This is a genomic window from Thalassospira sp. CH_XMU1420-2, assembly GCF_037029325.1.
Lineage (GTDB): Bacteria > Pseudomonadota > Alphaproteobacteria > Rhodospirillales > Thalassospiraceae > Thalassospira > Thalassospira povalilytica.
This window is the reverse complement of sequence record NZ_JAYMEG010000001.1, coordinates 171,372-197,753: the sequence shown is the minus strand read 5'-3', so window position 1 is coordinate 197,753 and position 26,382 is coordinate 171,372. Positions and strand designations below refer to the sequence as shown.

Annotated in this window: 22 protein-coding genes; 9 read left to right on the top strand and 13 right to left on the bottom strand. The window is 55.0% G+C overall.

Going from position 1 to position 26,382, the window contains the following annotated elements; all coding sequences use genetic code 11:
* Positions 1-5: 5 nt before the first annotated feature.
* On the top strand, positions 6-899 hold the full coding sequence (locus WA429_RS00975) for an SDR family oxidoreductase (protein WP_287464510.1): 894 nt from the start codon (positions 6-8) through the stop codon (positions 897-899).
* A 254-nt stretch (positions 900-1,153) separates the two neighbouring features.
* On the opposite strand, the gene WA429_RS00970 is transcribed toward WA429_RS00975, so the two are convergent.
* The 7 genes from WA429_RS00970 to WA429_RS00940 form a co-directional block, all read right to left on the bottom strand.
* Complete coding sequence (locus WA429_RS00970) at positions 1,154-1,651, bottom strand: hypothetical protein (RefSeq protein WP_287464511.1); 498 nt, start codon at positions 1,649-1,651, stop codon at positions 1,154-1,156.
* 159 nt (positions 1,652-1,810) lie between these two features.
* Positions 1,811-3,889, bottom strand: coding sequence for a glucans biosynthesis glucosyltransferase MdoH (mdoH, locus tag WA429_RS00965; protein ID WP_250281325.1), 2,079 nt, complete (start codon positions 3,887-3,889; stop codon positions 1,811-1,813).
* Positions 3,890-3,945: 56 nt separating this feature from the next.
* Entirely contained in the window at positions 3,946-5,721 is a 1,776-nt protein-coding gene (locus tag WA429_RS00960; RefSeq protein WP_114112047.1) for a glucan biosynthesis protein, read from the bottom strand.
* Positions 5,722-6,070: 349 nt separating this feature from the next.
* Entirely contained in the window at positions 6,071-7,669 is a 1,599-nt protein-coding gene (locus WA429_RS00955) for a gamma-glutamyltransferase family protein (RefSeq protein ID WP_287464512.1), read from the bottom strand.
* 23 nt (positions 7,670-7,692) lie between these two features.
* On the bottom strand, positions 7,693-9,216 hold the full coding sequence (locus WA429_RS00950) for a tripartite tricarboxylate transporter permease (protein ID WP_101246570.1): 1,524 nt from the start codon (positions 9,214-9,216) through the stop codon (positions 7,693-7,695).
* A 15-nt stretch (positions 9,217-9,231) separates the two neighbouring features.
* Entirely contained in the window at positions 9,232-9,783 is a 552-nt protein-coding gene (locus tag WA429_RS00945; protein WP_101246571.1) for a tripartite tricarboxylate transporter TctB family protein, read from the bottom strand.
* Positions 9,780-10,724: a tripartite tricarboxylate transporter substrate binding protein gene (locus WA429_RS00940; protein WP_101246572.1), complete on the bottom strand. Its 945-nt coding sequence runs from the start codon at positions 10,722-10,724 to the stop codon at positions 9,780-9,782. The genes WA429_RS00945 and WA429_RS00940 overlap by 4 nt, the downstream gene beginning before the upstream one ends.
* 235 nt (positions 10,725-10,959) lie before the next feature.
* Here WA429_RS00940 and WA429_RS00935 point away from each other — a divergent pair, with 235 nt between their 5' ends.
* Both WA429_RS00935 and WA429_RS00930 read left to right on the top strand, forming a co-directional pair.
* Positions 10,960-11,793: a sulfite exporter TauE/SafE family protein gene (locus WA429_RS00935; RefSeq protein ID WP_287464513.1), complete on the top strand. Its 834-nt coding sequence runs from the start codon at positions 10,960-10,962 to the stop codon at positions 11,791-11,793.
* 112 nt (positions 11,794-11,905) lie between these two features.
* Positions 11,906-12,577, top strand: a complete 672-nt coding sequence (locus WA429_RS00930) for a FadR/GntR family transcriptional regulator (protein ID WP_101246573.1) — start codon at positions 11,906-11,908, stop codon at positions 12,575-12,577.
* Positions 12,578-12,663: 86 nt separating this feature from the next.
* Here the strand turns inward: WA429_RS00930 and WA429_RS00925 are convergent, their stop codons facing one another.
* The 5 genes from WA429_RS00925 to WA429_RS00905 form a co-directional block, all read right to left on the bottom strand.
* Positions 12,664-13,422 (bottom strand): aspartate/glutamate racemase family protein, encoded by a 759-nt coding sequence (locus WA429_RS00925; protein ID WP_287464514.1) that lies wholly within the window; start codon positions 13,420-13,422, stop codon positions 12,664-12,666.
* Positions 13,419-14,246 (bottom strand): ABC transporter permease, encoded by an 828-nt coding sequence (locus WA429_RS00920; protein ID WP_250281310.1) that lies wholly within the window; start codon positions 14,244-14,246, stop codon positions 13,419-13,421. The genes WA429_RS00925 and WA429_RS00920 overlap by 4 nt, the downstream gene beginning before the upstream one ends.
* Positions 14,247-14,248: 2 nt before the next feature.
* Complete coding sequence (locus tag WA429_RS00915; RefSeq protein ID WP_101246575.1) at positions 14,249-15,106, bottom strand: ABC transporter permease; 858 nt, start codon at positions 15,104-15,106, stop codon at positions 14,249-14,251.
* A 154-nt stretch (positions 15,107-15,260) separates the two neighbouring features.
* Positions 15,261-16,574: an ABC transporter substrate-binding protein gene (locus WA429_RS00910; RefSeq protein ID WP_101246576.1), complete on the bottom strand. Its 1,314-nt coding sequence runs from the start codon at positions 16,572-16,574 to the stop codon at positions 15,261-15,263.
* Positions 16,575-16,615: 41 nt separating this feature from the next.
* Positions 16,616-17,701 (bottom strand): ABC transporter ATP-binding protein, encoded by a 1,086-nt coding sequence (locus WA429_RS00905; RefSeq protein ID WP_101246577.1) that lies wholly within the window; start codon positions 17,699-17,701, stop codon positions 16,616-16,618.
* 315 nt (positions 17,702-18,016) lie between these two features.
* Between WA429_RS00905 and WA429_RS00900 the strand changes: the two genes are divergently transcribed.
* The 5 genes from WA429_RS00900 to WA429_RS00880 all read left to right on the top strand — a co-directional run bounded on the left by WA429_RS00900 (position 18,017) and on the right by WA429_RS00880 (position 25,267).
* Complete coding sequence (locus WA429_RS00900; RefSeq protein WP_101246578.1) at positions 18,017-18,748, top strand: GntR family transcriptional regulator; 732 nt, start codon at positions 18,017-18,019, stop codon at positions 18,746-18,748.
* A 304-nt stretch (positions 18,749-19,052) separates the two neighbouring features.
* Positions 19,053-19,565, top strand: a complete 513-nt coding sequence (locus WA429_RS00895; protein ID WP_101246579.1) for an RNA polymerase sigma factor — start codon at positions 19,053-19,055, stop codon at positions 19,563-19,565.
* A 66-nt stretch (positions 19,566-19,631) separates the two neighbouring features.
* Positions 19,632-20,660, top strand: a complete 1,029-nt coding sequence (locus WA429_RS00890; protein WP_101246580.1) for a FecR family protein — start codon at positions 19,632-19,634, stop codon at positions 20,658-20,660.
* Positions 20,661-20,844: 184 nt separating this feature from the next.
* The gene (locus WA429_RS00885; protein WP_101246581.1) at positions 20,845-23,304 is read left to right on the top strand and encodes a TonB-dependent siderophore receptor; all 2,460 of its coding nucleotides are present in this window, start codon (positions 20,845-20,847) and stop codon (positions 23,302-23,304) included.
* A gap of 385 nt (positions 23,305-23,689) precedes the next feature.
* Positions 23,690-25,267 carry an aldehyde dehydrogenase (NADP(+)) gene (locus WA429_RS00880; protein WP_206926534.1) on the top strand — a complete coding sequence of 526 codons (1,578 nt, stop codon included), beginning with the start codon at positions 23,690-23,692 and terminating at the stop codon, positions 25,265-25,267.
* 83 nt (positions 25,268-25,350) lie between these two features.
* On the opposite strand, the gene WA429_RS00875 is transcribed toward WA429_RS00880, so the two are convergent.
* Entirely contained in the window at positions 25,351-25,800 is a 450-nt protein-coding gene (locus tag WA429_RS00875) for a PaaI family thioesterase (RefSeq protein ID WP_287464515.1), read from the bottom strand.
* A gap of 322 nt (positions 25,801-26,122) precedes the next feature.
* On the opposite strand from WA429_RS00875, the gene WA429_RS00870 reads away from it, so the two are divergent.
* On the top strand, positions 26,123-26,299 hold the full coding sequence (locus tag WA429_RS00870) for a hypothetical protein (RefSeq protein WP_170310186.1): 177 nt from the start codon (positions 26,123-26,125) through the stop codon (positions 26,297-26,299).
* Positions 26,300-26,382 lie beyond the last annotated feature (83 nt).

The window sequence follows — 26,382 nt, the reverse complement described above, 5'->3', positions numbered from 1 at the left end:
AAACGATGACTAGTCTTAAAGGCAAAACACTGTTCATCACCGGTGCATCGCGCGGTATCGGCAAGGAAATTGCCCTTCGCGCAGCCCGCGAAGGTGCCAATGTCGCGATCATCGCCAAAACCGATGAACCTCACCCCAAACTTCCCGGCACGATCCATTCGGCTGCTGCCGAGATCGAGGAAGCGGGTGGCAAGGCCCTGGCCCTTAAGACCGACATTCGCGACGAAGACCAGATTGCCGACGCTGTTGCCAAAACGGTCGCAACATTCGGTGGCATCGATATCCTGATCAACAATGCCAGCGCGATCAATCTGACCCCGACCTTGCAAACACCCATGAAGCGGTTTGATCTGATGCATCAGGTCAATACACGGGCGACTTTTGCCTGCGCACAGGCCTGCCTGCCGCATCTTTTGAAGTCGGATAACCCGCATATCCTGACCATGTCGCCACCGCCCAACCTGTCACCACAATGGTTTGCTAATCACACGGCCTATACCATTTCGAAATACGGCATGAGCCTGGTCACCCTTGGTCTGGCGGCCGAATTTGCTGATGACGGGGTGGCCGTCAATTCGCTTTGGCCGGTTACGGTGATTGAAACCGCCGCCCTTAATATGATCCCCGGTCTGGAACAGGGCCGCGCGCGCACCCCGCAAATTCTGGCCGATGCCGCGCACGCCATCCTGACCGCGCCCGCACGCGAAGTGACCGGCGGCTTCTTTACCGATGAATCCGTGCTTGAAGCCATCGGAATTACCGATTTCGAACCCTACAACCTGACACCGGGCAAGGCGCCCTATCCGGACTTCTTCCTTGAGCTTGATCGCAACGGAAAGAACGATCCCGCGGTTGTAGGGCTTCTTGAAAAACTGGGCCGCTTTCACAAAGCAGCCTGACGATTTGGCGTCGGGGAAGTGTGTGTCCCGGCGTCTGGTAGGGGCCTGATTTGACGAGCGTGGAAACCCCACACGGAAAATCGGGCTCTCTCGCCCGCTGAACTAAACCCGCCCTTTTGGGGCGGGTTCTTTTTTTGAAAATCTTTGGCCGATACACATAAAGACACCGCCAAATTGCTGGCGGTGTCTACCTTCGCAAAACGCATTAACGTTGAGGGTAAAGATGAAAAAGCGTGGGCGAAGGATTTACCGGGTTACGATGCCCGGCGTTCGAGTGCCCGTTTTTCCAGTGTCTGGCGCGGCATCTCACAGGCCTTAAGGCTGGGTGTCGGCAGCATCATCTGAACCGAAAGTGCCATGGCAAGATCACGATGATCACCATCCTGATCAAGGAACCGGCTCGACCAGATGCCGTCACGGTTTGCCGACAGGAAAGCGCAGCGCAACATGGAAAATGACGCCGATCCATAGCAATCCTGCTGACCGGTTACACGGGCAAGCCATCCGGCAATCGCATCATGTGCGGCCTGATCGAGGATATCCTGCATGCTTGCCCGGTCATGACTTGTGACACTGTCTGCGGCCAGCGCATCGCGCAGGGCGTTGATCAGACGCTGATTGGCCTGTGCATCGGACATGATTCCAAATGACCGAAGCCAGGCGCGTGCTGTGTCTTCGATCAGACGGGTCATTGCGGCCGACTCAAATGCGGCATAGGAAAAACCCTGTGATGCAACGGTCATATCAGTCATGTGTTTGGCCCTCCGGGCAGTAAACGATCATCGGCGATTAACGCTTCGTTAAGGATAAGCATCGCTGAAAAAACGCGGGATAATTTGCTCGAATCTGGGCGTTTTTGTGGCGCACAAGATTCTTTTAAAACAATTGGTTAGACAAAGCGCTTTTGAAAATCAGGACCCGTTGACGTCCCGGCCCGCCATGATCTGGTCAAGCGGTTTGACCGGCCAGGACAGGATCAGGATTTTTTCATCACGTGTCAGACTTTCAATGCCCAGCCGGGCAAGCTTTTCATAGATGATGCCGATCTCGATCGTGGTCCGCGCATCGGGTTTGCGGACCGGAAGCAATGCCGAATGCAGGGCATTGGCATACGGGTCCTCGATCAGCCGCATCAGCCCATCCTTGACGTCCCCGTCGGCCAGCTCGGCACTGATCCGGGCCAGACCGCGCAGTTCATCGGGGCTGTCATATTCTTCCGGTGTCAGGAAAAGCTTCATCCGGCGTGCGGCCTTGCCGATTGCAAGACTGCTCGAATAATGGGTCAGCCACGGCGACAGAACCAGACCAGCCAGAATCGGCGACAGCCACCAGAAGAACGCCGTATCGACAAAGACGGCAACCGCCCCCCAGACCAGACCGATGACAATGATCGTCCGATGGGTTTTAAGCGCCGCCTTGAACGGCACACCCGCATCGTCACGTTCCTGCGCATCCCAGCCAACCTGATTGCCGGTCAAAACCGAAAACACGAACTGGGAATGCAGCATCATCATGATCGGGGCCTGCAAGGCCGAATAGATCGTTTCGAACAAGCCACTGAACAGAACCATGACCCCGCCATACTTTTTGCGGTCACGGCCCAGACACACCATCAGGATCGAGATGATTTTCGGCAAAACCAGCATCCCGATGGTAAAGATCAGCAACACCAGCATCTCGAACGACCGGTCCACCGGCCATTGCGGGAACATGGTGAAATGCCCCGGAAAGAAGCTGTAGGTCAGCTGCGTGTTTTGCAGCGTCGCAATGGTCGAACTCAGCAACAGCAACAGCCAAAGCGGCGATGACACAAAGCTCATCACCCCCATAAAGAAGTGCAAACGACTAAGCGGTTTGAAACCCGGTGCGACCATCAGACGCGCATGCTGCATATTGCCCTGGCACCAGCGACGGTCACGGATGGCAAAATCGATCAGGTTGGGCGGCAATTCTTCCCAGCTGCCTTCCAGCTGCGGGATCAGCCAGCACCGCCAGCCTGCCTTGCGCATGAAGGCGGCCTCGACGAAATCATGGCTCAGGATATGGCCACCCATCGGCGGTTTGCCCGACAGAACCGGAAGCCCGCAACATTCAATGAACGCCTTGGTGCGAATGATCGCGTTATGGCCCCAATAGTTCGAACTGCCCATGCACCAGAATGATAAACCGGCCGACATGGTCGGACCATGCACACGCGAAATGAACTGCAAGATGCGGGCAAACAGGGTCTGGCGACCGGTCGGTTGCGGCGGGCTCTGAATAATGCCGGCATCCGGATTGTTTTCCATCAGATAGGCCATATTCACCATGGCCTCACCCGACATCACACTATCGGCATCAAAAACGATCATGTGATCGTAATTGGCCGCATAGGTTTCGCAGAATTCCTTGAGGTTGCCCGATTTGCGTTCGGTGTTTTCCGGACGGCGGCGGAAGAAGATTTTCCCGCGCGCATTCAAATCCGTACAGGCCTTTGCCCATGCCAGTTCCTCGGCGATCCAGATATCGGGATCGCGGGTATCAGACAGAACAAAAAAGTCAAAGGCATCAAGCTCGCCGGTTTTGGCAAGACTTTCATAACTTGCACGCAAACCGGCAAAAACCCGGTTGGGGTCCTCGTTATAAACCGGGATCACGACAACGTTTTTGGAACGCAGCGGTCCCTTGCGCACGATCGGTTTCAGGCGCTTTAATGTGATGGCATCAAGCTTGAGCCCGCGCAGGATCAACCCGACAATCCCGGTAAAGAACGAAAGCGAAATCCAGGCAAAGTTGATGGTAAAGAATGCCACCACCACCATTTCCATGATGGTCAGCTGATCGGCACCCAGAACATCTGTCATCAGCCATGCGGCATAGGCCGTGGCAGCAATCGACGCTCCGAACAAAAACAGACGCCGCTGACCAACACCGGGGCCACGTAACTGGACCGTCGGATCATACTGGGTCTCTGAAATGTTTTCGTTTCTATGGTCAGACTTCTGACTCATCTGCATCTACCTGAATGTCGCATCTGTGTGAACGGCACGGTCCGGAAAATCCGGGATCAAAAAACCCACGGCATGGTCCAGGTTTCACTAAGGACCCTGTCCTTGTGAAGAAGAAATACCCGAAGGTTGCTTGAACGCGCCTCGCCATCATTGACCAGATCAAAGAACACGCGCACACCGCCGTTTTCCGAATCCGGCATCACACGGATGTTTTCAATCTTGCCTTCGGACGCGCTGACATCTGCCCGCATGTTTTTGGCATCGCCAATGAAATAATCCAGATCACCACCGGCAAAATTCAAGACGAACCGGGTACGACCGGCATCATCATCGCCCTGGGATGCGATGCGCATGATCCGCGTATCGGTCGCCTGGGCCAGATCGTGCAAACCGCCGCCATCACGGGTCGCTGTGATGCTGTATTCAATTTCCATCTCGCCACCGGCCACCGGTTTGGTTTCCGGCACCCAATAGGCAACGATATTGTCATTGGTTTCAGACGGGCTTGGAATTTCCACCAGTTCGACATGGCCCTTGCCCCAATTGCCTTTGGGGGTGACCCAGTAACCGGGCTGGCGATCAAACCGGCGTTCAAGATCCTGGTAATGATCGAAATTACGATCCCGCTGCAAAAGCCCGAAGCCGATCGGGTTTTCATCCAGAAACGAGCTCATCTGTAGGTGAACCGGGTTATCAAGCGGTCGCCACAACCATTCGCCACGTCCATTATTGATCAGAAGCCCGTCACTGGAATGGACTTCGCCACGATAATCGTCAAAGGACCGACGACGCTGTTCACCAAACAGGAACATGCCGTTCAGCGGCGCGATACCGATCTTTTCGACACCATCACGGAAAAACAGATTGGCTTTGACATCGGCCTGACTGCGCGTGCCCGGATTGATTTCAAACCGGAAGGCACCGGTCACCCGCGCACTGTCAAGCAGGCCATAGACCGTAATCGTCTGATCGCCCTTTTTCGGCTCGACAATCCAGAATTCGCGAAATACCGGGATTTCTTCGCCAGTCGGGCCGGCAAGGTCAATGGCAAGTCCACGCGCCATCTGGCCAATCGATTGTCCTTCGCCCTGAAGACGGAAATAGGACGCACCGAGGAAGCGGGTCAGCTCATCGCTGCTGCCGACATTCGACAACGGATAGCGCAACCGGAACCCGGCATAGCCCTGGGTCGAGAAATCATTGCCCGAAAGGCCGGTCTTGCCGAAATCAAAAAGACCGGCAGAAAACGGAATGACCTGGATTTCACCGTCGCGCACCAGATTGATGGCGACCGGCACATCATACATGTTGCCCGGGTGAAACAGCTCAAGCGAGAAGTCCGAATTATCCGGATTGAAGAAGGCGCGCTGCGACTTGAAGCGGATCTGGTCATACGCATCCGAGCTCAGATTGGCCAGTGCATCGGGCAATTCACGATGCGGGTTTTCAAACGGCGCATTCGCAAGTGCACGTGCACGTTCAATCACCATGGCCGGATCAAACATGACCGGTGCGCTGACTGCCGGTTTCTGGCTGTCTGCCTGATCGGCATTATCCGCCTGTTCTTCGGATGTCTGTTCGGACGCCGCGGTTGCGTCATTGTCGGTCGCAGGCTGCGCGTCGGGGGTTGCCACCGGCGCAACGGGTTTGACCTGTGCCTCTGATGCGGGCGCGGGCGCAACTTCCGTATTGGCGGGCTGTGCCGCTGCCGGGTCATTTGACTGTGCCTGTGCCAGTAACGGGGTGCCAAACACGACTGTTCCGGTCGCGATTGCAACCAGAAGGACATGCTTTAAAACCAGCGCCGTGCGCCGCGGAAAATGATGCGTCATGCCTCTATACGCTACCAACCATTGGATTTTTTCGATTTGTTCAGTGTGCTTGTGCACAAAAAACAGGGCAGGAATGTGTCGCCATCAGGGAAAGAATCCGCAAAACCTGACAAGCCCCCCTGCCATAACTGATCGCTTTATACCTGTCGATGGCCTGTACGAAGCGTCATTTTTGCATGGGCTATCCCCCTGAAATGCGGCACTTTCCATCTTGACAGATGCCGGAAATCACAAGGGCCCCTGTATGTTGAGTCGTCCCGGCCATGCGCAAAGAAAAAGGCCGGCCCATTACTGGGCCGACCCTGCTTTCAGATGACTGCGAATGCCGATCCGAAAATCTGTTCTTTCATCAATAGCCGACGGCACATCCGTCCTTGCGCGGATCGGAACCCGCGATATATCCGGCCTCGGTCTTGGCAATCAGCTGGGCGCCGCCAAAACCGAAATTGGTGCTGTCTGGCGTTTCGACCTTGATCGCATGACCCTTGGCCTTAAGCGCATCGATAACTTCATGGCCAAGCGATGCTTCAACCGCAACATCAAGCCCCGACAGTGCCTGCCAGCGCGGTGCATCCACCGCGGTTTGCGGATCCTGGCCCCAAAGCTGGGTGCGCAAGGTCATTTGCAGATGCCCCTGGGCCTGCATCGGGCCGCCCATCACGCCAAAGCTCATGATCGGGTTGCCGGTATCGCTCATCAGGAATGCCGGAATGATGGTCTGGAACGGACGTTTTCCACCTTTGACAAGGTTGGGATGACCGTCTTTCAGGCTGAAACCGTGACCACGGTTTTGCAAGCTGATCGAAGTTCCCGGCACCACGACACCGGACCCGAAGCCCATATAGTTCGACTGGATGAACGACACCATCATGCCGTTTTCGTCGGCCGCGGTCACATAAACCGTCCCGCCATGCTTTGGCGCACCGGCCTTGAAATCCTGTGCCTTGTTGGCATCGATCAATGCCGCACGGGATTTCAGATAATCATCCGACAGAAGATGTTCGACCGTAACATCGGTCATGTAATCAAGATCGGCGACATAGGCCCGCATATCGGCAAAGGCCAGCTTCATGGCCTCGATCTCAAGATGCAGGGCCTCGGCCGAATCGGGCTGATAATCGGTGATATTGGTATGACGCAGAATGCCCAGCGCGATCAGGGCCGAAATCCCCTGACCATTTGGCGGGATTTCATGCAGTTTCACCTTGCCGAAGCTTTGTGAAATCGTGCCGACCCAATCGGCCTTGTGATTGCCAAGGTCATCCTCGGACAGGGCAGCGCCATGTTCCTTGGCAAAAGATGCGATCTTTGCGGCAAGCTTGCCACGATAGAAACTTTCACCTTTGGTTTCGGCAATGTCGATCAGGCTGTCAGCAGCGGCCTTGTTTACAAACAGCTCGCCCGCTTTGGGGGCCTTGCCATTCGGAAGAAACGCCTCGGCAAAGCCCGACTGCTTGCCCAGCAATTCCCCACCCTTTTCCCAAAGGGTGGCAATGATCGGCGAAACAGCAAATCCGCGCGATGCATATTCGATGGCCGGCTCAAACAGCTTTTCGAACGGCAATTTGCCAAATTTGTTGGAAATTTCCTGCCATGCGGAAACCGCACCCGGGGTGGTTACCGATTCCCAACCACGCTGGGGCATCTTGTCTGCGCCGGCAAACCGTTCGGGGTTCCAGGCCGCCGGTGCGCGACCCGATGCATTAAGCCCGTGCAGTTCCTTGCCATCCCAGATGATGGCATAGGCATCCGAACCAAGTCCGTTACCGGTCGGCTCAACCACTGTAAGGGCGATGGCCGACGCCAAGGCCGCATCGGCGGCATTGCCACCTGCCAGCAACATGCGCAGGCCCGCCTGTGCGGCCAATGGCTGGGATGTGGAAACCATGTTGCGCGCCAGAACCGGTGACCGGCGTGAGGCATAAAGCGCGTCATGACGAAGTTTCATAGGAGTCTCCTCAAAGCAGTGGCCTAGTCGCCATCTTGTTCATCGGTGGCAGGACGGTCTTTTCGGCGCATCTTGAGAACCGAACGGACGCTGAAAATAACAGACAGAACAGCAGCCGCCAGCAATACAGCCGAAATCGGACGGGTAAAGAATACCGTCCAGTCCCCGTCACTCATCAATGCACGGCGCAGGTTGGTTTCGGCAATCGGTCCAAGGATCACACCCAGAACAAGCGGCGCCAACGGATAATCAAGCGATTTCAGCCCGTATCCGACAAGCCCGATCGCACCAAGCAGATAAAGATCGGTTACCCGGTTATTGAGTGCAAAGGCCCCGATCACACAACAGATCATCACGGTCGGCACAATGAACTGTTTGGGAATGTCGGTCACCCGCAGGAACAGGCGCATCGACAGAACACAAACCACCAGCATCATCAATGATGCAACAACCATGGCAACGAACATGCCATAGGCCAGATCGGCATGATCCATGATCAGGCGCGGACCAACCGAAATGCCATGCACCATAAGGGCCGCCATCAGGATCGCATCAACCGCCGACCCCGGAATGCCCAGCGCAATCATCGGAATCAAACCGCCACCGGCCGTGGCAGAGTTCCCCGCTTCGGACGCGATCACACCATTTGGCGTGCCCTTACCGAATTCTTCCGGGGTTTTGGAGCTACGCTTGGCCTGATCATAGGCCAAAAGGTTGGCAATCGACCCGCCCGCACCGGGCAGTGCGCCAATAAACACACCGATCAGCGATGAGCGCACCAGATTGACCGGATGCATCAGAACTTCGCGCATCACAGCCCAGGTCTTGAATTCAATCACATCTGGGATCAGCGCGCCCTTGTTGTCATTCTTCCCATGGTCCTCGACTTCGCCCATCAGCTGACTGATGGCAAAAATACCGATCAGAACAATCAGGAACGGCAAGCCCGGCATCAGAATATCAGACTCAAATGTCAGACGCGGGCGCCCCATCATCGGGTCCGGACCGATCGTTGCCAGACCAAGACCGATGACACCGGCAATCAGGCCGCGCATCAATGAATTGCCGACCAGGCTTGCGACAATCGTCAGGGCAAACACGATCAGCGAAAAATATTCCCAGGGGCCAAGCTTAACCGCAATCAGCGCAAGTGGCGGGGCTGCAACAATCAAAATGATTGTGGAAATCACCGTGCCAAAGAACGACGCCCAGACACCAAGCGACAATGCACGTCCGGGTTCGCCCCCACGCGCCATGGGAAAGGCGTCAAAAGTGGTGGCCACCGAACTTGGCGTTCCGGGGATACCAAGCAACGCTGCACTGATCAGACCGCCGGTATAACCACCGACATATACTGACAACATCACCGAAACCCCCTGAAGCGGTTCCATGGTAAAGGTCAGCGGCAAGGTCAGAATGATGGCCATGGTCACGGTAAAACCGGGAATGGCCGCTGCAACGATCCCGGCAACGGAACCGATCAGCATGTAAATCAGGGTATCGAATGCGAAAACCTGATGGGCACCGGCAAGAAATGCATCCAACATGATCGTAAACTTCTGTTAGCCCGCGAACAGCATGCCGCGCGGGAGAAACACGTTAAAGACTTCGGCAAACAGCAGATTCAAGCCAACCGAGAAGATCAGGGCGGCGATCACGGACTGTATGACGGTCTTTTTCGAAATGCCTGCGATCATAAGTTGGCTGATCAGCAGAAAAACAAAGGTCGCCAGCGAAAAGCCGGCAAAGGGCAATGCGCCAAGATAGACAACCAGCAAGCCAAACAGCGCAAAGGATATCCGGCGGACCTTGACCCAGCTGCACAACGCTTCGCCAAGCGCGTCAAGCTGACCGGCCTTGCGGATATCAATAATCGCCCGGATGGCTGCAATCAGGCAAAGACCTGCAAGAACGCCAAAGACCAGCTGCGGGAAAGACCCGGCACCCAGCGGTTCCCAGCGCGAGGTCGGCAATTCACCTGCCCGCAGGGACAAATAAACCGAACCAGTTCCGAAAACGATATAGGAAACCAGCCGCGCAAATTCTGTTCTTGCACGAGAAGCAGCGGGTGCCGATGCACCCGCTGCTGCTGATTTCTCAGCCCCGTTCGTCATCCTGCGAGCTTGCCGACCAGACGGTTAACCGTGTCAGACAGCTTGCCGAGATATGCCTTGTAGGCATCCTGGCCAAGGAAGACCGGCTCGGAACCGACATTCTTGATTTTTGCGCGAACGTCTTCGTTCTGCATGACTTTTTCCAGATGTGCCTCAAGCGCATCTGCAACATCCTGCGGGGTGCCTTTGGGCAGAACAACACCGCGGGTCACAGCCAGATCAAGATCATGACCAAGTTCGGCAAAGGTCCGAACATCAGGCTCATCGGCGGTACGTTCCGGCATGCCGACAGCAGCAAAGATCAGATCGCCGTTTTCAACAAACTGACCAGCCGAGGAAACATCACCGATGGCAACATCGATATTGCCGCCAACCAGGGCACGGATACGCTGACCGGTACCTTCGTAACCGACATAGGAGAACTGGATACCAAATGCGTCTTCAATCATCGCCATATGAAGGTGCGGAACACCAGCAAGGGTAACACCGGCGCGAACCGCACCCGGATGATCCTTGGCAAAGGCGACCATTTCTTCAAAGGTCGAGAAGTTCTCGTTCTTCGAGAAGGTCAGATATTGCGGCGACGACGTCACCAGCGCGATCGGCATGAAGCTGTCCCAGTTCAGGTCGGTGATGCCCGTACCATTGGAAATCAGCAGGCCTTCGTGGATCTGCGAAATGGTGTAACCATCAGCCGGACGCTTTGCGAATTCTGCCAGACCAACATTGCCGCCAACGCCCGGCATGTTGATGACCGGAACAGCCTGACCGGTTTCTTCGGCAAGACCCTGTGCGACCAGACGCATCAGCGTGTCACTGCCGCCACCCGGACCCCAGGGAACGATGAATTCAATCGGTTTTTCGGGATAGTCCTGCGCCTGTGCAGGTCCTGCAATGGCAGCCGCCATCAGACCAGCGGCAACAGCAATCTTGCGGAACATGTCAATGCCTCCTGATAAATCTACTGGATCAATTAAAACCAATTATTTTTTGGTTCGTTCATTTTGTCGACATATTGTTGTCATCGTAACTTGGCATCCGCAACCCCAAAAACGCGAAACTACGTATTTTTCGCCATATTTATGGATTTCAGGCGCAAAATCATTGCCAAATGGATAGGACTGGCGTTACTACCAATAACATATAACCGTAAAAATTGGTTTGGATTGGTTCAAGATGATTGAAATCGAAGGCACCATGAGCCTTTATCTGATCTGGGGCGCTGCAATGCTGTTTGCCGGCGTTGTCGGCGGCATTATGGCTGGCCTGCTAGGCGTGGGTGGCGGGATCGTGATTGTCCCGGTGCTCTACCATTTTCTGACCACCATGGGCGTTGATGAATCGTTGCGCATGCAGGTCGCTGTGGCCACCTCGCTCACGACAATCATTGCAACCGCGATCTCGTCGACTCGCAGCCACTATAAAAAAGGTTCGGTCGATATTGCCCTTCTCAAACATTGGGGTCCGGCAATTGTCGTCGGGGTGATTATCGGCACCGCGATTGGTGGCCTTGCCGATGGTCGCGTCCTGACCATCGTCTTTGCCGTGGTGGCAATTCTGGTTGCGGCAAACATGATGCTGGTCAAGGACCGCGAAACCGACGAGGCCAAAAACCCGCCGAAATCGGTCTGGGCGATCCTGGGCGTCCTGGCCGGAAGCCTGTCGGCAATGATGGGAATTGGCGGGGGAACCATCTGTGTTCCGGTGCTCAATTTCCTGGGATATGACATTCGCCGCGCGGTCGGAACGGCTGCTGCGATCGGTCTGATCATCGCCCTTCCCGGGACCATCGGCTATGCGATGTCGGGGATCGGTGTTGACGGTCGTCCGCCATTTTCGATTGGCTATGTCAATGTTCTGGCGGCAGCCCTTTTGATCCCGATGACGGTTCTGTGCGCACCGATCGGGGCACGCATTGCCCACACCATACCGCGACGTGCATTGCGCATGTGTTTCGGCCTGTTTCTGGCCATCACATCATTGCGAATGTTCTATGATCTGATTAACTGATATCAGAAACAAAGACTTGCGATCCGAACCAGTCTTCTGGGAGATGGCACCACAAAAAAACCGGTGCAGATTGGTTCGGATACAGGGAACGCCATAATAAAGAACAAAGACCATGAATGACCTTGTGACCCACGGATTGGCTGAAAAGCTCAAATCCGGATTTGCCCGCGGCGAATTTGTCAAAGACGGCCGTGTCATTGCCGAACGCAACCTTGCCGAACAGCTTGATGTCGGACGCAGGGCATTGCGCAAGGCACTTGATCTGCTTGAAGCAGAAGGCCTGATATGGCGCCGTCAGGGTCAGGGAACCTTTGTCGGCACGCCCCCGACACCGCGCCTGCGCAAGCTTGAAGGCATCGCCACCAAAACAAGCCCGTTCGAAATCATGGAAGTCCGTCAGGAAATCGAACCGTCCATGGCACGGTTTGCGGCCCTGCGCGCATCCCAGGGCGACATTGATGCCATGCGGACCATGGTCGAAAATGCCGCACGCGCCACCACCCAGGGCGAATATGAAAAATGGGATGCGGCCTTTCATCAGAAACTGGCCGAATCGGTCAAGAACACCCTGTTTCTTGCCGTGTTCGAAGCCGTAAATGCCGTTCGCCGTGACGCTGCCTGGGCCCGCATGCGCGAAAGCAGCCATTCCGACAGTCTTATCAATGATCTGAGCGCCCAGCACCGCGACATCGTCAATGCCATTGAACAGCGTGACCCCAAACGCGCCGAAGAAGCCATGCGCCGCCACCTCGCACAGGTCGAGCAGGCCCTGAAACAAAGCTGACCGGCAAAATTTCGGCTTTGCCCAAACATAAAAAAGGCCCGTCACTGTGCGGGCCTTTGTTGATTATGACAGGCGGAAACACCCAATCAGCCTTGCGGCGCAAACCCCGCAAACACCCCGTGATAGGCCTTTGATGGCGGCGCGGCATAGGCCCCGGCCTTGCTGGTCCGAGTGCCCAGCATTGCCAGAGCTTCGATCATTTTGACCGCCGCACTGACCCCGTCAATCACCGGCACGCCAAGCTCCACCTGAAGACGCTGCGCAATATCGGTCATGCCGGCACAGCCCAGAACAATTGCCTCTGCATGGTCATTGGCAAGGCAAATCTCGGCCTGTTTCTTTAACGCGCCATAGGCCATGGCGGCATTTTCACCTTCGAAATCAAGGGTCCGCACACCTGCGGCACGCACCACGCATTGCGATGAAGCCCCGTATTTCGACACCAGATGTTCAAGCGGACGCACCGAAACCGGCATCGGGGTCACGATTGCAAAGCGCGACGCAACAACCGCTGCCATGCGAAGGGCTGCTTCGCACAACCCCATCACCGGGGCCGCGGTCAGACAGCGTGCCGCATCAACCCCCGTATCATCAAAACACGCCACCACATAGCCACCAACCGGATCGGCAAGCTGATCGGGCGCTGCTTCAAGATCACGAATAACTGACAGCAACCCGACACTGGCAAAGGCCTCATCGTAATAGCCTTCGATGCTGTCCGGACCAAATTGCGGATTAAGGGCAAGCACGGCGGTACCGTCCGCCACAATCCGTTTTGCCTGATCACCGACCTTTTTGGTGAATCCTGTCGACAGATTGGGATTGATGACAGCAATCCGGCTCATGCTTTTTGCCCCTTGCGACGCCGAAGGATCATGACCGATCCCAAGGCAATTCCGATCACCAGGAACGAGAAACCGGTGGTTACTGTACCAAGCGCATAAAGAACCGGCGTCGTGACATTGGTGGTCATGCCATAAATCTCAAGCGGCAGGGTATTAAGCGCCCCGGCCGTCATCAGGGTACGGGCAAATTCATCGTAAGACAGGGTAAAGGAAAACATCGCAACCCCGATCAGGCTCGGCCCCACCATTGGCAGAACCACATACTGGATCGTCTGCCAGTTGCTCGCCCCCAAATCACGTGCGGCTTCCTCGTAAGACGGATCAAACCGGTTAAACACTGCAAACATGATCAAAAGACCAAACGGGAAGGTCCATGTCAGATGCGCACCAAGGGCGGATGTGAACCATTGCGGCTGCCATTCGATGATATTGAACAACAACCCGATCCCCAGTGAAATCAGGATCGACGGCACAATCAGACTGGCAATCGCCAGATAGAAAATCACACTGTCGCCACGGAAGCGGCGACGGAATGCCAGACCGGCCATGAACGAAACCACCACAGTCACGACCATGACAATCAGGCCAAGCTTCAGTGATCGGGTAAATGATCCGCCAAAATCACCCACGGCCTGCTGTTCAAACAGATTGCCAAACCAGTGGAACGAAAACCCGTTCATCGGAAAGGTCAGCCCCCCATTTTCTCCCTGGAATGACAGGATAAAGATGGTCAGCATCGGCCCGTACAGGAACAGAACGAACAGGGTGAAAAAAGCCGCAAGGATGTAAAAGCTTGTCGGGCGCCGTTCACGCGTGATTGCCATGATCACAGCTCCTTCCGGATATCAACAAGGCGCAAAAGCCCGGTCACAATCAGCAACACCGTGATCAGAAGCACCACCGCACTTGCCGCCGCGGCCGGGTATTGCAAAAGCCCGATCTCGTTTGAAATCTGCAAACCGACCGACGCACTTTGCCCGCCACTCATCAAACGCACCGTGATGAAATCCCCCATCACCACGGTGATGACAAAGATCGAACCAATGGCAATGCCCGGCTTTGACAACGGCACGATGACCGATTTCAGGGTTTCAAACCCGCTGGCCCCGGCATCGCGCGCCGCCTCAATCAGGGAACGATCAATCCGCATCATGGAGTTGAAAATCGGCACCACCATGAAAAGCGTATAGAGATGCACATCTGCCAGCACGACTGCGAAATCGGAAAACAGAAGGAACTCAAGCGGTTGATCGACAATTCCCAGATTGATCAGTGCCGAATTCAAAAGGCCGTTGCGACCAAGGAATGGAATCCACGAAATCATCCGGATGATATTTGACGTCCAGAACGGGATCGTACACAGCATGAAAAGCACGATCTGCCAGGTCAGACTGCGCACATGAAACGCCAGGAAATAGGCAACCGTAAAGCCGATCGACAAGGTAAAGACCCAGGTCAGTGCTGCATATTTCAACGTATTGAGATAAATTTTCCAGGTCACCGATGACCCGAGCAAATAGCTGTAATTTTCCAAAATAAAATCGGGCAGGATCCGGTATTCGTCATAGTCCCAGAAACTGACAATCACGATGGTCAGAAGCGGTATGACAAGAAAGACCGCAAAGATCGCCGCCATCGGCGTGATCAGAAAATAGGACGATCGTTTGGACGTATCAAAAGCCATTATCTGTCCCTAAAAGCTCTGGCCGCGGTGCTTTGACATTGCTGTCTGGCGCAAAAACTGCCGCACACACGGATCAACCGGACAACTGAAATTATTAAACCGTGGTGCCGGGCGCGGCCAAAACCGCGCCCGATCAAAATCTTTGAACCCACGCTTAGGCCGCGATGAATTCGTTCCACTTGCGGACCATGTGCTTGTTCTCGTCCATGACAGAGTTCCAGCACGCGACCGAGCCCATGCGCTCTTCGTAGGAACCGCCATCGCGAACCGCACCGGCTTTTTCCATGACCTTGCCATCCGGGCTAAGGATATCGCCTTGGGCTTCCTTGCCTTCCATCCAGAAGCCCCATTCGTCTTCGGACATGAACTTCTTCGCGGTTTCCGGTGCCGCACTGTAGTAACCCTGACGGTTAAGATACGCACCAACCCAGCCCGACAGGTACCAGTCGATATATTCATAAGCCGCTTCAAGCTCGAGACCCGAAAGATGCTTGGCAAGGCCGATACCGCCACCCCATGCACGATAGCCTTCCTTAAGCGGCTGATAGGTGCAGGCAATGCCCTTGGAACGAACGGCCGCAACCGCCGGTGACCACATGGACTGAATGACAACTTCACCCGATGCCATCAGGTTGACCGACTCATCGAAGCTCTTCCAGAAGGCACGGAACTGGCCGGCTTTTTTGGCATCGATCATCACCGCGATGGTCTTGTCGATTTCTTCCTGGGTCATGTTGCCCTTGTCGCCATAGGTGACTTCGCCCATGGCTTCACAAACCATCGCCGCATCCATGATGCCGATCGACGGGATGTTCAGGATCGATGCCTTGCCCTTGAATTCAGGATCAAGCAGATCGGCCCAGCTGGTGATCGGACGGCTGATCAGGTCGGGGCGGATACCAAGGGTATCGGCGTTATAAATGGTCGGGATCAGGGTCATCCACTGGGTCGGTGCCGATGCAAATGTGGTGCTGTCCGCACCTTCAACAAAGCCGACTGTATGCGGTGCGGTGCCCTGAGCAATTTCGGAATCAGGCGTCAGTTTGCCATCGATGAACAGCTTGGAAATATACTGATAATTCTTAAGCTTGGTCGTATCCATCGGCTGCATGGTGCCAGCCGGGAAGACTTTCTTACAGATCCAGTATTCGATATCGGCAATATCGAACGAGTTCGGCTGGGTCACGGCGCGCTGGGCAACCGCATCGGAATCAAGGGCCGTCATCTGAAGGGTAAAGCCAAGATCTTCTTTGACCTTGTCAGCAACTGCATTGATGTTCGAAACACCGGTACCGAACTGTCGCAGCGTCACATTCTTGATGTTCTGCGCCCAGATGGTCGGGAACCCGGTGATGGCACCAGAACCAATCGCGGCACCGGTTACGGCAGCCGCCCCTTTGACAAAACCGCGGCGCGATACACCGGCATCGCTCAGCAAATTCTTTGACTTCTTGGTCTCGATCGTCATGTGAAGCACTCCTGATAGATTGTTTTGGTTTGGTTGGTTATTCACGCCAGAACATGGGCATGTTCGGGCTTCCAATAGGCGATGTATTTGTCCTGCCGCCTTACTGGCGCCTGCCGAAATTCGCTTTCGGTCTTCATCAGGGTTATTTCCTTGCCGTCGCTTGTGGTCGCGACGATCCTTACCCACAGGCCGAGATATTCGACCGTGGTAATCTCGACAGGGATTTGCCCGTTTTGGGCCTCTTGCGGGGCCGTTTCATCCAGACCGATCAGATCGGTCCGAATGGTGAATTCCAGTTCCTCGCCCGCCTTGCCATCCGCAAAGCCCGGCAGGAAAAAGCTGTCCGGCCCCCGCGCAAGCAACGTGCCCGCTGGACCGGACTCCGAAACCGTTCCTTTGAAAATGTTCTGACCGCCCATGAAATTGGCGATGAAGCGCGATTTTGGCTGGTTGAAGATTTCCTGCGGTGTGCCTTTTTGACGGATGATGCCGTCTTCCATCACCACCACCATGTCCGAAAGTGCCAGGGCCTCGTCCTGGGCGTGGGTCACATGGACAAAGGTAATGCCGAGTTCCTGCTGCAAACGACGCAGCTCGTCGCGCATGCGTGCACGCAAAAACGGATCAAGTGCTGAAAGCGGCTCGTCAAGCAACAGAACGGATGGTTCGGTAATCAATGAACGGGCCAGGGCAATGCGTTGCTGCTGGCCACCGGAAAGCTGATCGGGTTTGCGATCGGCAAACTGGGCCATCTGCACCCGCGTCAGCATTTCCATCGCCCGTTCCTTGCGATCGGCTGGCGACACGCCCTGCATTTTCAGGCCAAAGGCGACATTTTCCGCACAGGTCATATGCGGGAAAAGCGCGTAATTCTGGAACATCATCGCCGTGCCACGCTTGACCGGCGGCAATTCGGTCACATTGCGATCCCCGATCAGAAGATCGCCTTCGCTGATCACTTCGTGGCCGGCGATCATGCGCAATGTCGTCGACTTGCCACAGCCCGACGGGCCAATCAAACAGCAATACGCCCCTGCGGGAATTTGCAGGTCAATGGACTTGACCGCCTGCGTGCTGCCATAAAACTTACTGACAGCAATTAGTTCGATGGCTCCGTTGCCCTTCATCCGCTCACCCGTCACTGCATGCAAAATTGTTAACAATCCTGTTGTCGATTGCAGGCAAAATGCGTGCCACTTGTTTTTATTGGCGGTTTTGTGCGGGACGCCCGGCCTATCCCGTCCAACATGGCGGGAATGCTGCTTGTTTTATGCTCACGTATTGTGCATTTTTTGCGCATTATGGTTTACGTGGTCAATTTAAATGCAATTTCTGCGCATAGCATTCATTCGATGGGGTGATTTTTTATTGTCCAAATCGTCAACAATTTTGTAGAAAGAATATATCGCGCGAAAACATAAACGACGGAAAGCATCGTCAAGATGGCCAAGGCCGAAGAAACCGGCAGCTATAAAGGCAGTGGCAAGCTGCGCCCGGAGGAAATGATCTATCAGGAAATGCTCGACGCGATCCTTGATCGCCGTCTTGAACCGGGCATGAAACTGGTCGAAGAAGACCTGGCCAAGACCTTTGGCGTCAGCCGCGCACGCATCCGCGCCACATTCCTGCAACTTGCCCATGACAAGCTGATCAACCTTGTGCCCAATCGCGGGGCTTTTGTTGCCGAACCGACCATCGACGAGGCCATCGAAGTCTTTTCAGCCCGCCGCATGATCGAAGACGGCGTTGCCCGCAAGGTTGCGGTTTCCATGACGGACGCGCGTGCCGCCCAGATCAAAAGCCATCTGGACCGGGAACATGATGCCCATCATCGCGGCGATCATCGTGCTGCCATCATCCTGTCGGGCGAGTTTCATCTGCTTCTGGCCCGCCTGACCGGCAATCTGGTGATCGAAGAATTTCTGGAACGCCTGATCCTGCGCACATCGCTGATCATTGCCATGTATGAAAGTCCGCAACCTGTCGATTGCTCACATACCGAACATGACGATCTTCTAAAAGCACTGACAAGCGGCGATCCGGATATTGCAGCAGCCGAAATGTCGCGCCATCTCGATGCCATTCGCGACCGACTGCAACTTCAGCGCCCCAAACCCGGCAAGACGGACTTTGCCAGCATCTTTGGCCGCACACCAAAATCAGCTGCAAGCTGACCGGTGCCCGAGGCAACCCGGGGCAGCCAGTACCTTCGGGAACATACCCACCCCACGCCAACCAAGACCAGACCGGACCAAATCACCGCACACTTGGGATGACGCACCACAAGACATGCCCGAAACACCGCTGCGGATTTATTGGCTCGACCTGTCATCAGCACAGTCGCCACCAAACGGACTACGATTTAGTGGCCGGGGCGCAACAGGCACGCAGCCATGTTTTTGATCTCCTGATCAATATAGTTGCGATTGATTATCACAATGATTATCATGGGAATCACCCTGAACAGCTACTGATCCCATGGCGAGCAAGCCCGACACCCAGCAATTATTCCGGCAATATGGCGAAGAAGTCCGACGCTTCCTTGCCCGCAAATTGTCATGCGCGGATACTGCCGAAGATCTGACTCAGGAAACTTTTGCGCGTTTGCTCCGGATCGATAGCGACATCATCATCGAAGATGGCCGCGCCTTTATCTACAAAACGGCCAACAATCTGGCGATTGACCATATCCGGGCGCAACGCCGGCGGCGTACCGATCCCACAGATCACGATACCATGGCGCTGATTGCCGATGATCGCCCGAATGCCGAAACCCAGACCGGTGACCGGCGGAGATTGAAAATCCTTCAACAGGCGATTGCAGAATTGCCGCCGCGCACCCGGGAAATTTTTGTACTCGGACGGATTGAAGGTTACAGTTATGGCGCAATCGCACAGAAACTGTCGGTGTCGGAAAGCACGGTCCAGAAACATCTGGCAACTGCGCTGGCCCATGCGGTAACCAAACTCAAAAAACATCAGGCCGAATGAAAAAGATGTACGTTTTTCACGATGTGAAACGTCATAATAAACAGACCGAAATTCAGGAAGCAGTTCGTGGCACAGGGCAAAAACAAACCCGAAATTGATGAAATGGACCAACACGCAGCCGCGTGGGTGATCCATGATCATGCTGTCGCCACAACCGGCAAACAGTCGCCATCCGATGCCGCCCGGCAATCCGGCCACGCATCAAGCCGCGAATGGATCCAAAGCACCCCGGCCCGTGCCGAGGCCTATGAAAACGCGCAATCGGTCTGGGATGATCTTGCCCTGATTGATCCGGAAGACCTGAAACAACCCGGACCGGCCGCAAACGATGCCAGCACCGGCCCCGCCAAACGCAGCTGGCATATTGTTGCGGTCGCCGCGACCATTTTGCTTGCGGTGATTGGCGGCATTGAATTGCCCGACCTGATGGCGCGATCCTTTGCCGATCACAGCTCCGCACATGGGGAAATCACCACGCTGACGCTGGCCGATGGCAGTCGCGTGCTTCTTGATTCCGCATCGGCAATCGATGTTGCATTTAGCGATACCGAACGCGCCGTCACCCTGATTTCCGGGCGGGCAAGCTTTGATGTCGCCCCGGCAAGCGACACGGTTCCGCCCTTCGTCGTCCATGCCGGAAACAGCACCACACGCGCACTCGGGACCAAATTTGATGTTGAATTTGGCGATGACGACGACGGTCATGATCTGACCGTGACGGCTATCGAACATCAGATCATGGTAACCCCCGATGTCGCACAGGCTGATACCAGTCTGGTTCTGTCACCGGGTGAACGCATTTCAATCCGCGCCGGGGCTTCGGATATCGCGGTACAACAGATCAATCTGGCAACCAGCACCAGCTGGCAAAACGGCTTCCTGATTTTTGACCATGCTCGCCTTTCGGACGTCACGCGAACGCTTAATCGTTATGCCAGCGGTCCGATCCTGATTGCCAGCGGCGATCTTGCCAATCGCGAGGTCAGCGGCATGTTCCGGATCGACAAGATCGATCAGGCAGTCGATGTCATCAGCAAGGGCCTTGGTGCTTCAAGCTACAGCATACCGCATGTTGCGACATTCCTCGTCGAATAACCCCAAGAAAACCGCCATTTCCTGACGGGATCCGGGATTGGAAGTTCCGTATCTGAAAATTTTCAAAAAAAATTTCGGATATTTTTACCGGATCGGAAAACCGGCGCGTCTTCTCCTGTAGGACAGAGATAATGCGACCTACTTGCATTATCAATTAATGTGAAGACCTAGGGGAGATGGCTAAATGGCCTCCAAAAGGGGAACCTCGGCAATGCGTGTTGCCGATCATCATAATATGCGCGCATCACAGCGCAGCATCGCCAAACAACTTCTGGCCGGTACCGCAATGTCGCTTGGGGCGATGATGCTGTTTGCACCGGTCGATGCACAGGCTGCACAAGCCACCCAGACCGGCAGCAAGACCGAAATTGCCCAGGCAAGCGCAACCTTCGATTTCGCCATTGCATCTCAAAACCTGAATGATGCGCTTCTGGCATTTGCCCAGCAAACCGGCATCCAGATTTTCTATGATACCGCGCAGGTCGAAAATCTGACCAGCACCGCGGTAAACGGCAAAATGACCGCAGCCGAAGCACTTGGAAAATTGCTTGAAGGCAGCGACGTCAAATACAGCTTCACCGACGACAATTCCGTCACCCTGGTTGCCGGCGGCGACGCCATGCTCGACCCGGTTGTTGTCGAAGCCCAGGGCACATCAAACCCGGGCGACCCGGCCGCAACAGAAGGCACCGGCAGCTTTACCACCACTGTGGCAAGCGTTGGTTCAAAAGGGAACGAATCACTTCGCGAACTGCCGCAGACGGCAAGTGTTGTCACCAGCGAACGCATAGAACAGCAGAACTTCCAGTATCTTGATGACGCAATGCGTTACACCACTGGCGTACAGGTTGCCCAAAATACTGCTGGTCGTTCGTCCCTGTTCTCACGCGGTTACGAAGTCGCAGATGTTCAAACCAACGGTGTCTCGGTACCACTTTCAAGTCGCGATGGCACGCTGCCAAACCTTGCGATGTATGACCGCATCGAAGTTCTGCGTGGCCCGGCTGGACTGTATGGCGGCTCAGGCGAGCCATCTGCCACCATCAACCTGATCCGTAAACAGGCAAATGACGAATTCAGTGGTGCGGGTTCGGTCGGGTACGGTTCATGGAACCACTATAGCGCGATGGGCGACGTCTCCGTACCGCTGACAGAAGATGGCAGTGTTCGCACCCGGGCCATTTTGTCTGCTGATTATCGTGACAGCTTTGTTGATGTTGAGGAAAACAACAACGAACTCGGATATGTCACCTTTGATGCGGATATCAGCGATGACACCTTTGTGTCCCTTGGTTTTTCCCATGAGCACAAGGACCAGGTTCCCCATAACGGCCTTCCGGCTGCATCCGATGGCAGTTTGCTGAATGTGTCGCGTTCAACCTTTGCCGGTGCGGACTGGAACACCTTCGAAAACACCATGGATGATGTTTACCTTGATCTGAAACATCAGTTCTCTGACGATACAGAAGGTGCATTCTCGCTTCGTTTCTCAAACCGAAACATGAATGCGTTCTACGCCTACACGATCTCAACGGCGTCGGCGTCAAATACCGCATCCTACCGCGCACTTGATCTGGCATCCGATGAACAGGCAATTGCTGCGGATGCATATGTAAATCACAACTTCGATTTGTTTGGCTATGAACAGACCCTGACGGTCGGTGCAGATATCGAAAACACCGACTTTTCCTATGTTCAGAAACTTGCAAACCTTGGTACTGCAAGCATTTCCAGTCCGTCGCTCAGCATTCCGACCTCTTTGAGCACGCGCAGCGACTATGATCAGGATTCCACCGAATTCGGTACCTATGCCAAGCTGAAACTCCAGACATTTGATGACGTCACCTTCTCGTTTGGTGGCCGTACAAGCTGGTACAACTCCATTCAAAAAGGCCTGGTGAATGGCTCAAACGGCGACAGCAACACATCTGATGATGCTGTGTTCACGCCGTTTGCCGGTGTGGTTTACGACCTGACTGAAGACTTCTCGACCTACTTCAGCTACACCTCGATTTATGACCCGCAAAGTGAAACCACCACAACCGGTTCACAGATCGAGCCGCGTACCGGTGAACAGTTTGAAATCGGCGTCAAAGGCGAACATTTCGGCGGACTGCTGAACTCTTACATCGCCGCATATCAGATGGAAGATGAAAACCGCGCGGTTACCGACCCCAATGATACCAATGCCAGTGTCGCCGCAGGTCAGATCCGTACCCGTGGTATCGAAGCAGAACTGAGCGGCGAGATCATGGATAACTGGCAAGGTTTCGTTGGTTATACCTATATCTACAGCACGGATATCGGCAGTCAGTCTGACAGCTCTTACCGGACTTATGCGCCGAAACACTATATTACGTCCTGGACGGATTACACCTTCGACGAGGGTGCAGTTGACGGCCTTAGTGTTGGTGGTGGCGTCACATGGTCGGATGGCTGGGTGTTTAACGACACGATTGCCGCACCAAGCTACACCGTTGTTGATGCCCGCGTTGCTTATCAGATCAATGACAACCTGTCGCTGGCACTCAATGCCAATAACGTTCTTGACGAGAAATATTACAGCCGTGTCGCGTCGACCTCGACATTCAACTATTACGGCGCACCGCGTAACTTCTTCCTGAGCCTGAACGGCACGTTCTAAACTCTCGAAGCAATAGTATGACTAATAAAAAGGCGGGGAACTCCCCGCCTTTTTTGCATTAGACTCATCGATTACAAGGCTTTGCAGCTCTCAAAGCTTTCTTTTCTCATGATTGTATAAAATATTCGACTGGTTCGACCCGCTCTGCTAAGGTCCCCGAAAAGCGGCTTCCGGCGAATCGTCGCAGTATTATCATATTGTATGATGTTTACATCTGCCGACCCGGACTCTAAGCTGCGCACAGTTTATCAGGGCTGCGCCATTTGGGCGTTCTGACCAGCATGGCCATGCGCGATTGTTTGCACATGGTACATGCGGATCGGATCGATCAAAAAGCATTGCGCTGGCCCATCCGGCACAGGACATAACCCCACAGGAGACCCACATGCTTAGTGGACAGCATTACATCGCAGGCGAGTGGCTGAATGGCCCGGACGTGTTTCAGGCCGACAATCCGTCAACCGGTGAAAAGCTCCCGACCAAGTTCCAGCACGGCACCGAGGAAATCGTCAATCAGGCGGTCGAAGCAGCCCAGGCCTGTGCCGAAGAGTTCGCCGCAATGCTGCCGGCCAAACGTGCGGAATTCCTGCGCGCCATTGCGGATGAAATCGATGCGCGCGGCGATGCAATTACCGAAATCGGCAACCTTGAATCTGCCCTGCCTGCTGCACGCCTGACCGGCGAGCGAGGCCGCACGGTTGGTCAGCTGCGCTTCTTTGCTGACTGGATCGAAGAAGGGTCATGGTTCGAAGCCCGCATTGAAACCGCACAGCCGGACCGTCAGCCGCTGCCCAAACCCGACATCCGCGTGATGAACAAGGCGCTGGGTCCGGTTGGCGTATTTGGCGCATCCAACTTCCCGCTGGCCTTTTCGACCGCGGGCGGCGATACCGCATCGGCACTGGCCGCGGGTTGCCCGGTAGTTTTCAAGGGCCATGCTGCCCATCCCGGTACATCTGAAATCGTCGCCAAGGCAATTGAAGCCGCCATCATCAAAACCGGCATGCCCAAGGGTGTCTTCAGCCTGATCCATGGTGGCACGCGCAAGGTTGGTCAGGCACTGGTGGCCCATCCGCTGATCAAGGCAGTTGGCTTTACCGGTTCGACCGGTGGCGGCCGTGCGCTGTTTGACATTGCGGTTTCCCGCCCGGAGCCGATCCCGTTCTATGGCGAACTGGGTTCAAACAACCCGGTCTTCCTGCTGCCCAAGGCAATGGGCGAAAAGGCCGCCGATATTGCCAAGGGCTGGGTCGGATCGCTGACCATGGGTGTGGGCCAGTTTTGCACCAATCCGGGTCTTCTGATCGCCCTTAAGGGGGCCGATCTTGAAACATTCATCGAAACCGCAGCTGCCGAACTGGGTCAGGTCGGTGGTGCCGCCATGCTGACTGATCGCGTATCAAGCGCCTATCACGACGTCACCAACGCCATGAGCAAACATGCCAAGGTGACCTGCCCGCTGAAACGTCGCGACTCTGACGGAAAATTCGAAGGCAGCCCGGCAATCTTCCGCACCACGGCCGCCGACTGGAAAGCCAACCCGGAACTGGCCGAGGAAATGTTCGGCCCGGCCGGGATCATTGTCGAGTGCGACAGCATTGATGAGATGTTAGCGCTGTCATCGACACTGATCGGGCAATTGACCGCGACCATCCACATGGTCGATGGCGATGCCGATCTGGCAAATGCCCTGCGTCCGGCGCTTGAAAAATGTGCGGGTCGTATTCTGATCAATGGCTGGCCGACCGGGGTTGAGGTCTGCCATTCCATGGTGCATGGCGGTCCTTATCCGGCCAGTACGGATTCGCGTTCGACCTCGGTCGGGTCACTCGCCATCAAGCGTTTTGTCCGTCCCGTTTCCTATCAGGCTTTCCCGGATGCATTGCTTCCGGCCCCGATCAAGGATGCCAACCCGCTCAATATCCCGCGTCTGGTCAATGGCAAGTGGCAGATGCCGAACTAGGATCTTCGGGTTTCAATCAAACACAAAGGGCGCGATCAATCGGTCGCGCCCTTTTGCATGATATGGACAGATCGGAATCGCGGTCAGGCATCACGCGGCACACCATCGGGGTCATCACTGCCGCGATGATATTTGAATGTTCCTGTTGCCGTCCCGATCACTTCGCCATCGGCGTTATAGGCCACTGCCTCGGTAAAGACGATCTTGCGACCCCCGCCCTGTTTGCGGGCAATCACACGCACCAGCCCATCCTTGGCCATACCAATGAAATTGGTGGTCAGTGAAAGCGTCATGGTTTTGCGCACGTTCCCCGCAACCGGGCAAAAACACACCGCATAGCCAGATGCCGTATCCATCAGCGTGGTCAAGATCCCGCCATGCAGGATCCCGACACGGTTGCGATGAAAATCCTTCATCTCCAGCTCGACGACCGCGTGGCCGTCTGCCCATTCCACCAGCCTGTATCCAAGATGGTCCTGAACCGCGCTGCCATGGGCCTGTTCATAGGCAAGATTATCGATTGTATCGGTCATATCAGCGACCCTGATTGTGAAAATTTCCCAAGCTATAGCAGATATTTGCCACCCCGAAAAACACACAGGACCGCCGATCACGGATTTGCCTGAGTCGCAGCGACCTTGGCGCACAAAACCGCCGCGCCAAGCCGAAAATCATACGAACCCCAAGACTTATTGCGCATCGCAACATAAAATAAATGTTTATTTTCAATTGGTTAATTGTACCGTTCTCCAAACAAGAACGGGATAGCGGTGAAAGGAGAATAGTCGCGAAGCAGGGTGTCTGGTATCTCTGAATTCATCGCAAAGACAGATGATGTCGCAAAGGATTAGAGCCATGACGACGATTGCTTACAAAGACGCAACCAGCATCGAACGTGAAGTCCGCACCGGCTGGTTCACCAGTTTTGTCCGTGCCCTTCAGGTTGCCGTAATCATGAAAGCATCCCAGGCCAAAACCCACGCAGAACTGACTGCGGACTGGAACAAGGCATGGCGTCAGGTTGAAGGTTAAGGCATCCGCCGCCTTCGTTTGAGGTTGGTGCGACGATCTGCACATCTGCCGCACCCTCAAACTTCTTGACGCTTCGGGCTGAA

Excerpts from the sequence above, each read along its gene's own strand:
- WA429_RS00875 (WP_287464515.1), bottom strand. The coding sequence starts at position 25,800 with ATGACCGATACAATCGATAATCTTGCCTATGAACAGGCCCATGGCAGC.
- WA429_RS00895 (WP_101246579.1), top strand. The coding sequence starts at position 19,053 with ATGGCGAGCAAGCCCGACACCCAGCAATTATTCCGGCAATATGGCGAA.
- WA429_RS00885 (WP_101246581.1), top strand. The coding sequence starts at position 20,845 with ATGGCCTCCAAAAGGGGAACCTCGGCAATGCGTGTTGCCGATCATCAT.
- WA429_RS00950 (WP_101246570.1), bottom strand. The coding sequence starts at position 9,216 with ATGTTGGATGCATTTCTTGCCGGTGCCCATCAGGTTTTCGCATTCGAT.
- WA429_RS00940 (WP_101246572.1), bottom strand. The coding sequence starts at position 10,724 with ATGTTCCGCAAGATTGCTGTTGCCGCTGGTCTGATGGCGGCTGCCATT.
- WA429_RS00935 (WP_287464513.1), top strand. The coding sequence starts at position 10,960 with ATGATTGAAATCGAAGGCACCATGAGCCTTTATCTGATCTGGGGCGCT.
- WA429_RS00975 (WP_287464510.1), top strand. The coding sequence starts at position 6 with ATGACTAGTCTTAAAGGCAAAACACTGTTCATCACCGGTGCATCGCGC.
- WA429_RS00960 (WP_114112047.1), bottom strand. The coding sequence starts at position 5,721 with ATGACGCATCATTTTCCGCGGCGCACGGCGCTGGTTTTAAAGCATGTC.
- WA429_RS00955 (WP_287464512.1), bottom strand. The coding sequence starts at position 7,669 with ATGAAACTTCGTCATGACGCGCTTTATGCCTCACGCCGGTCACCGGTT.
- WA429_RS00945 (WP_101246571.1), bottom strand. The coding sequence starts at position 9,783 with ATGACGAACGGGGCTGAGAAATCAGCAGCAGCGGGTGCATCGGCACCC.
- WA429_RS00880 (WP_206926534.1), top strand. The coding sequence starts at position 23,690 with ATGCTTAGTGGACAGCATTACATCGCAGGCGAGTGGCTGAATGGCCCG.
- WA429_RS00970 (WP_287464511.1), bottom strand. The coding sequence starts at position 1,651 with ATGACTGATATGACCGTTGCATCACAGGGTTTTTCCTATGCCGCATTT.
- WA429_RS00930 (WP_101246573.1), top strand. The coding sequence starts at position 11,906 with ATGAATGACCTTGTGACCCACGGATTGGCTGAAAAGCTCAAATCCGGA.
- WA429_RS00870 (WP_170310186.1), top strand. The coding sequence starts at position 26,123 with ATGACGACGATTGCTTACAAAGACGCAACCAGCATCGAACGTGAAGTC.
- WA429_RS00920 (WP_250281310.1), bottom strand. The coding sequence starts at position 14,246 with ATGGCAATCACGCGTGAACGGCGCCCGACAAGCTTTTACATCCTTGCG.
- WA429_RS00900 (WP_101246578.1), top strand. The coding sequence starts at position 18,017 with ATGGCCAAGGCCGAAGAAACCGGCAGCTATAAAGGCAGTGGCAAGCTG.
- WA429_RS00905 (WP_101246577.1), bottom strand. The coding sequence starts at position 17,701 with ATGAAGGGCAACGGAGCCATCGAACTAATTGCTGTCAGTAAGTTTTAT.
- mdoH (WP_250281325.1), bottom strand. The coding sequence starts at position 3,889 with ATGAGTCAGAAGTCTGACCATAGAAACGAAAACATTTCAGAGACCCAG.
- WA429_RS00910 (WP_101246576.1), bottom strand. The coding sequence starts at position 16,574 with ATGACGATCGAGACCAAGAAGTCAAAGAATTTGCTGAGCGATGCCGGT.
- WA429_RS00915 (WP_101246575.1), bottom strand. The coding sequence starts at position 15,106 with ATGGCTTTTGATACGTCCAAACGATCGTCCTATTTTCTGATCACGCCG.
- WA429_RS00925 (WP_287464514.1), bottom strand. The coding sequence starts at position 13,422 with ATGAGCCGGATTGCTGTCATCAATCCCAATCTGTCGACAGGATTCACC.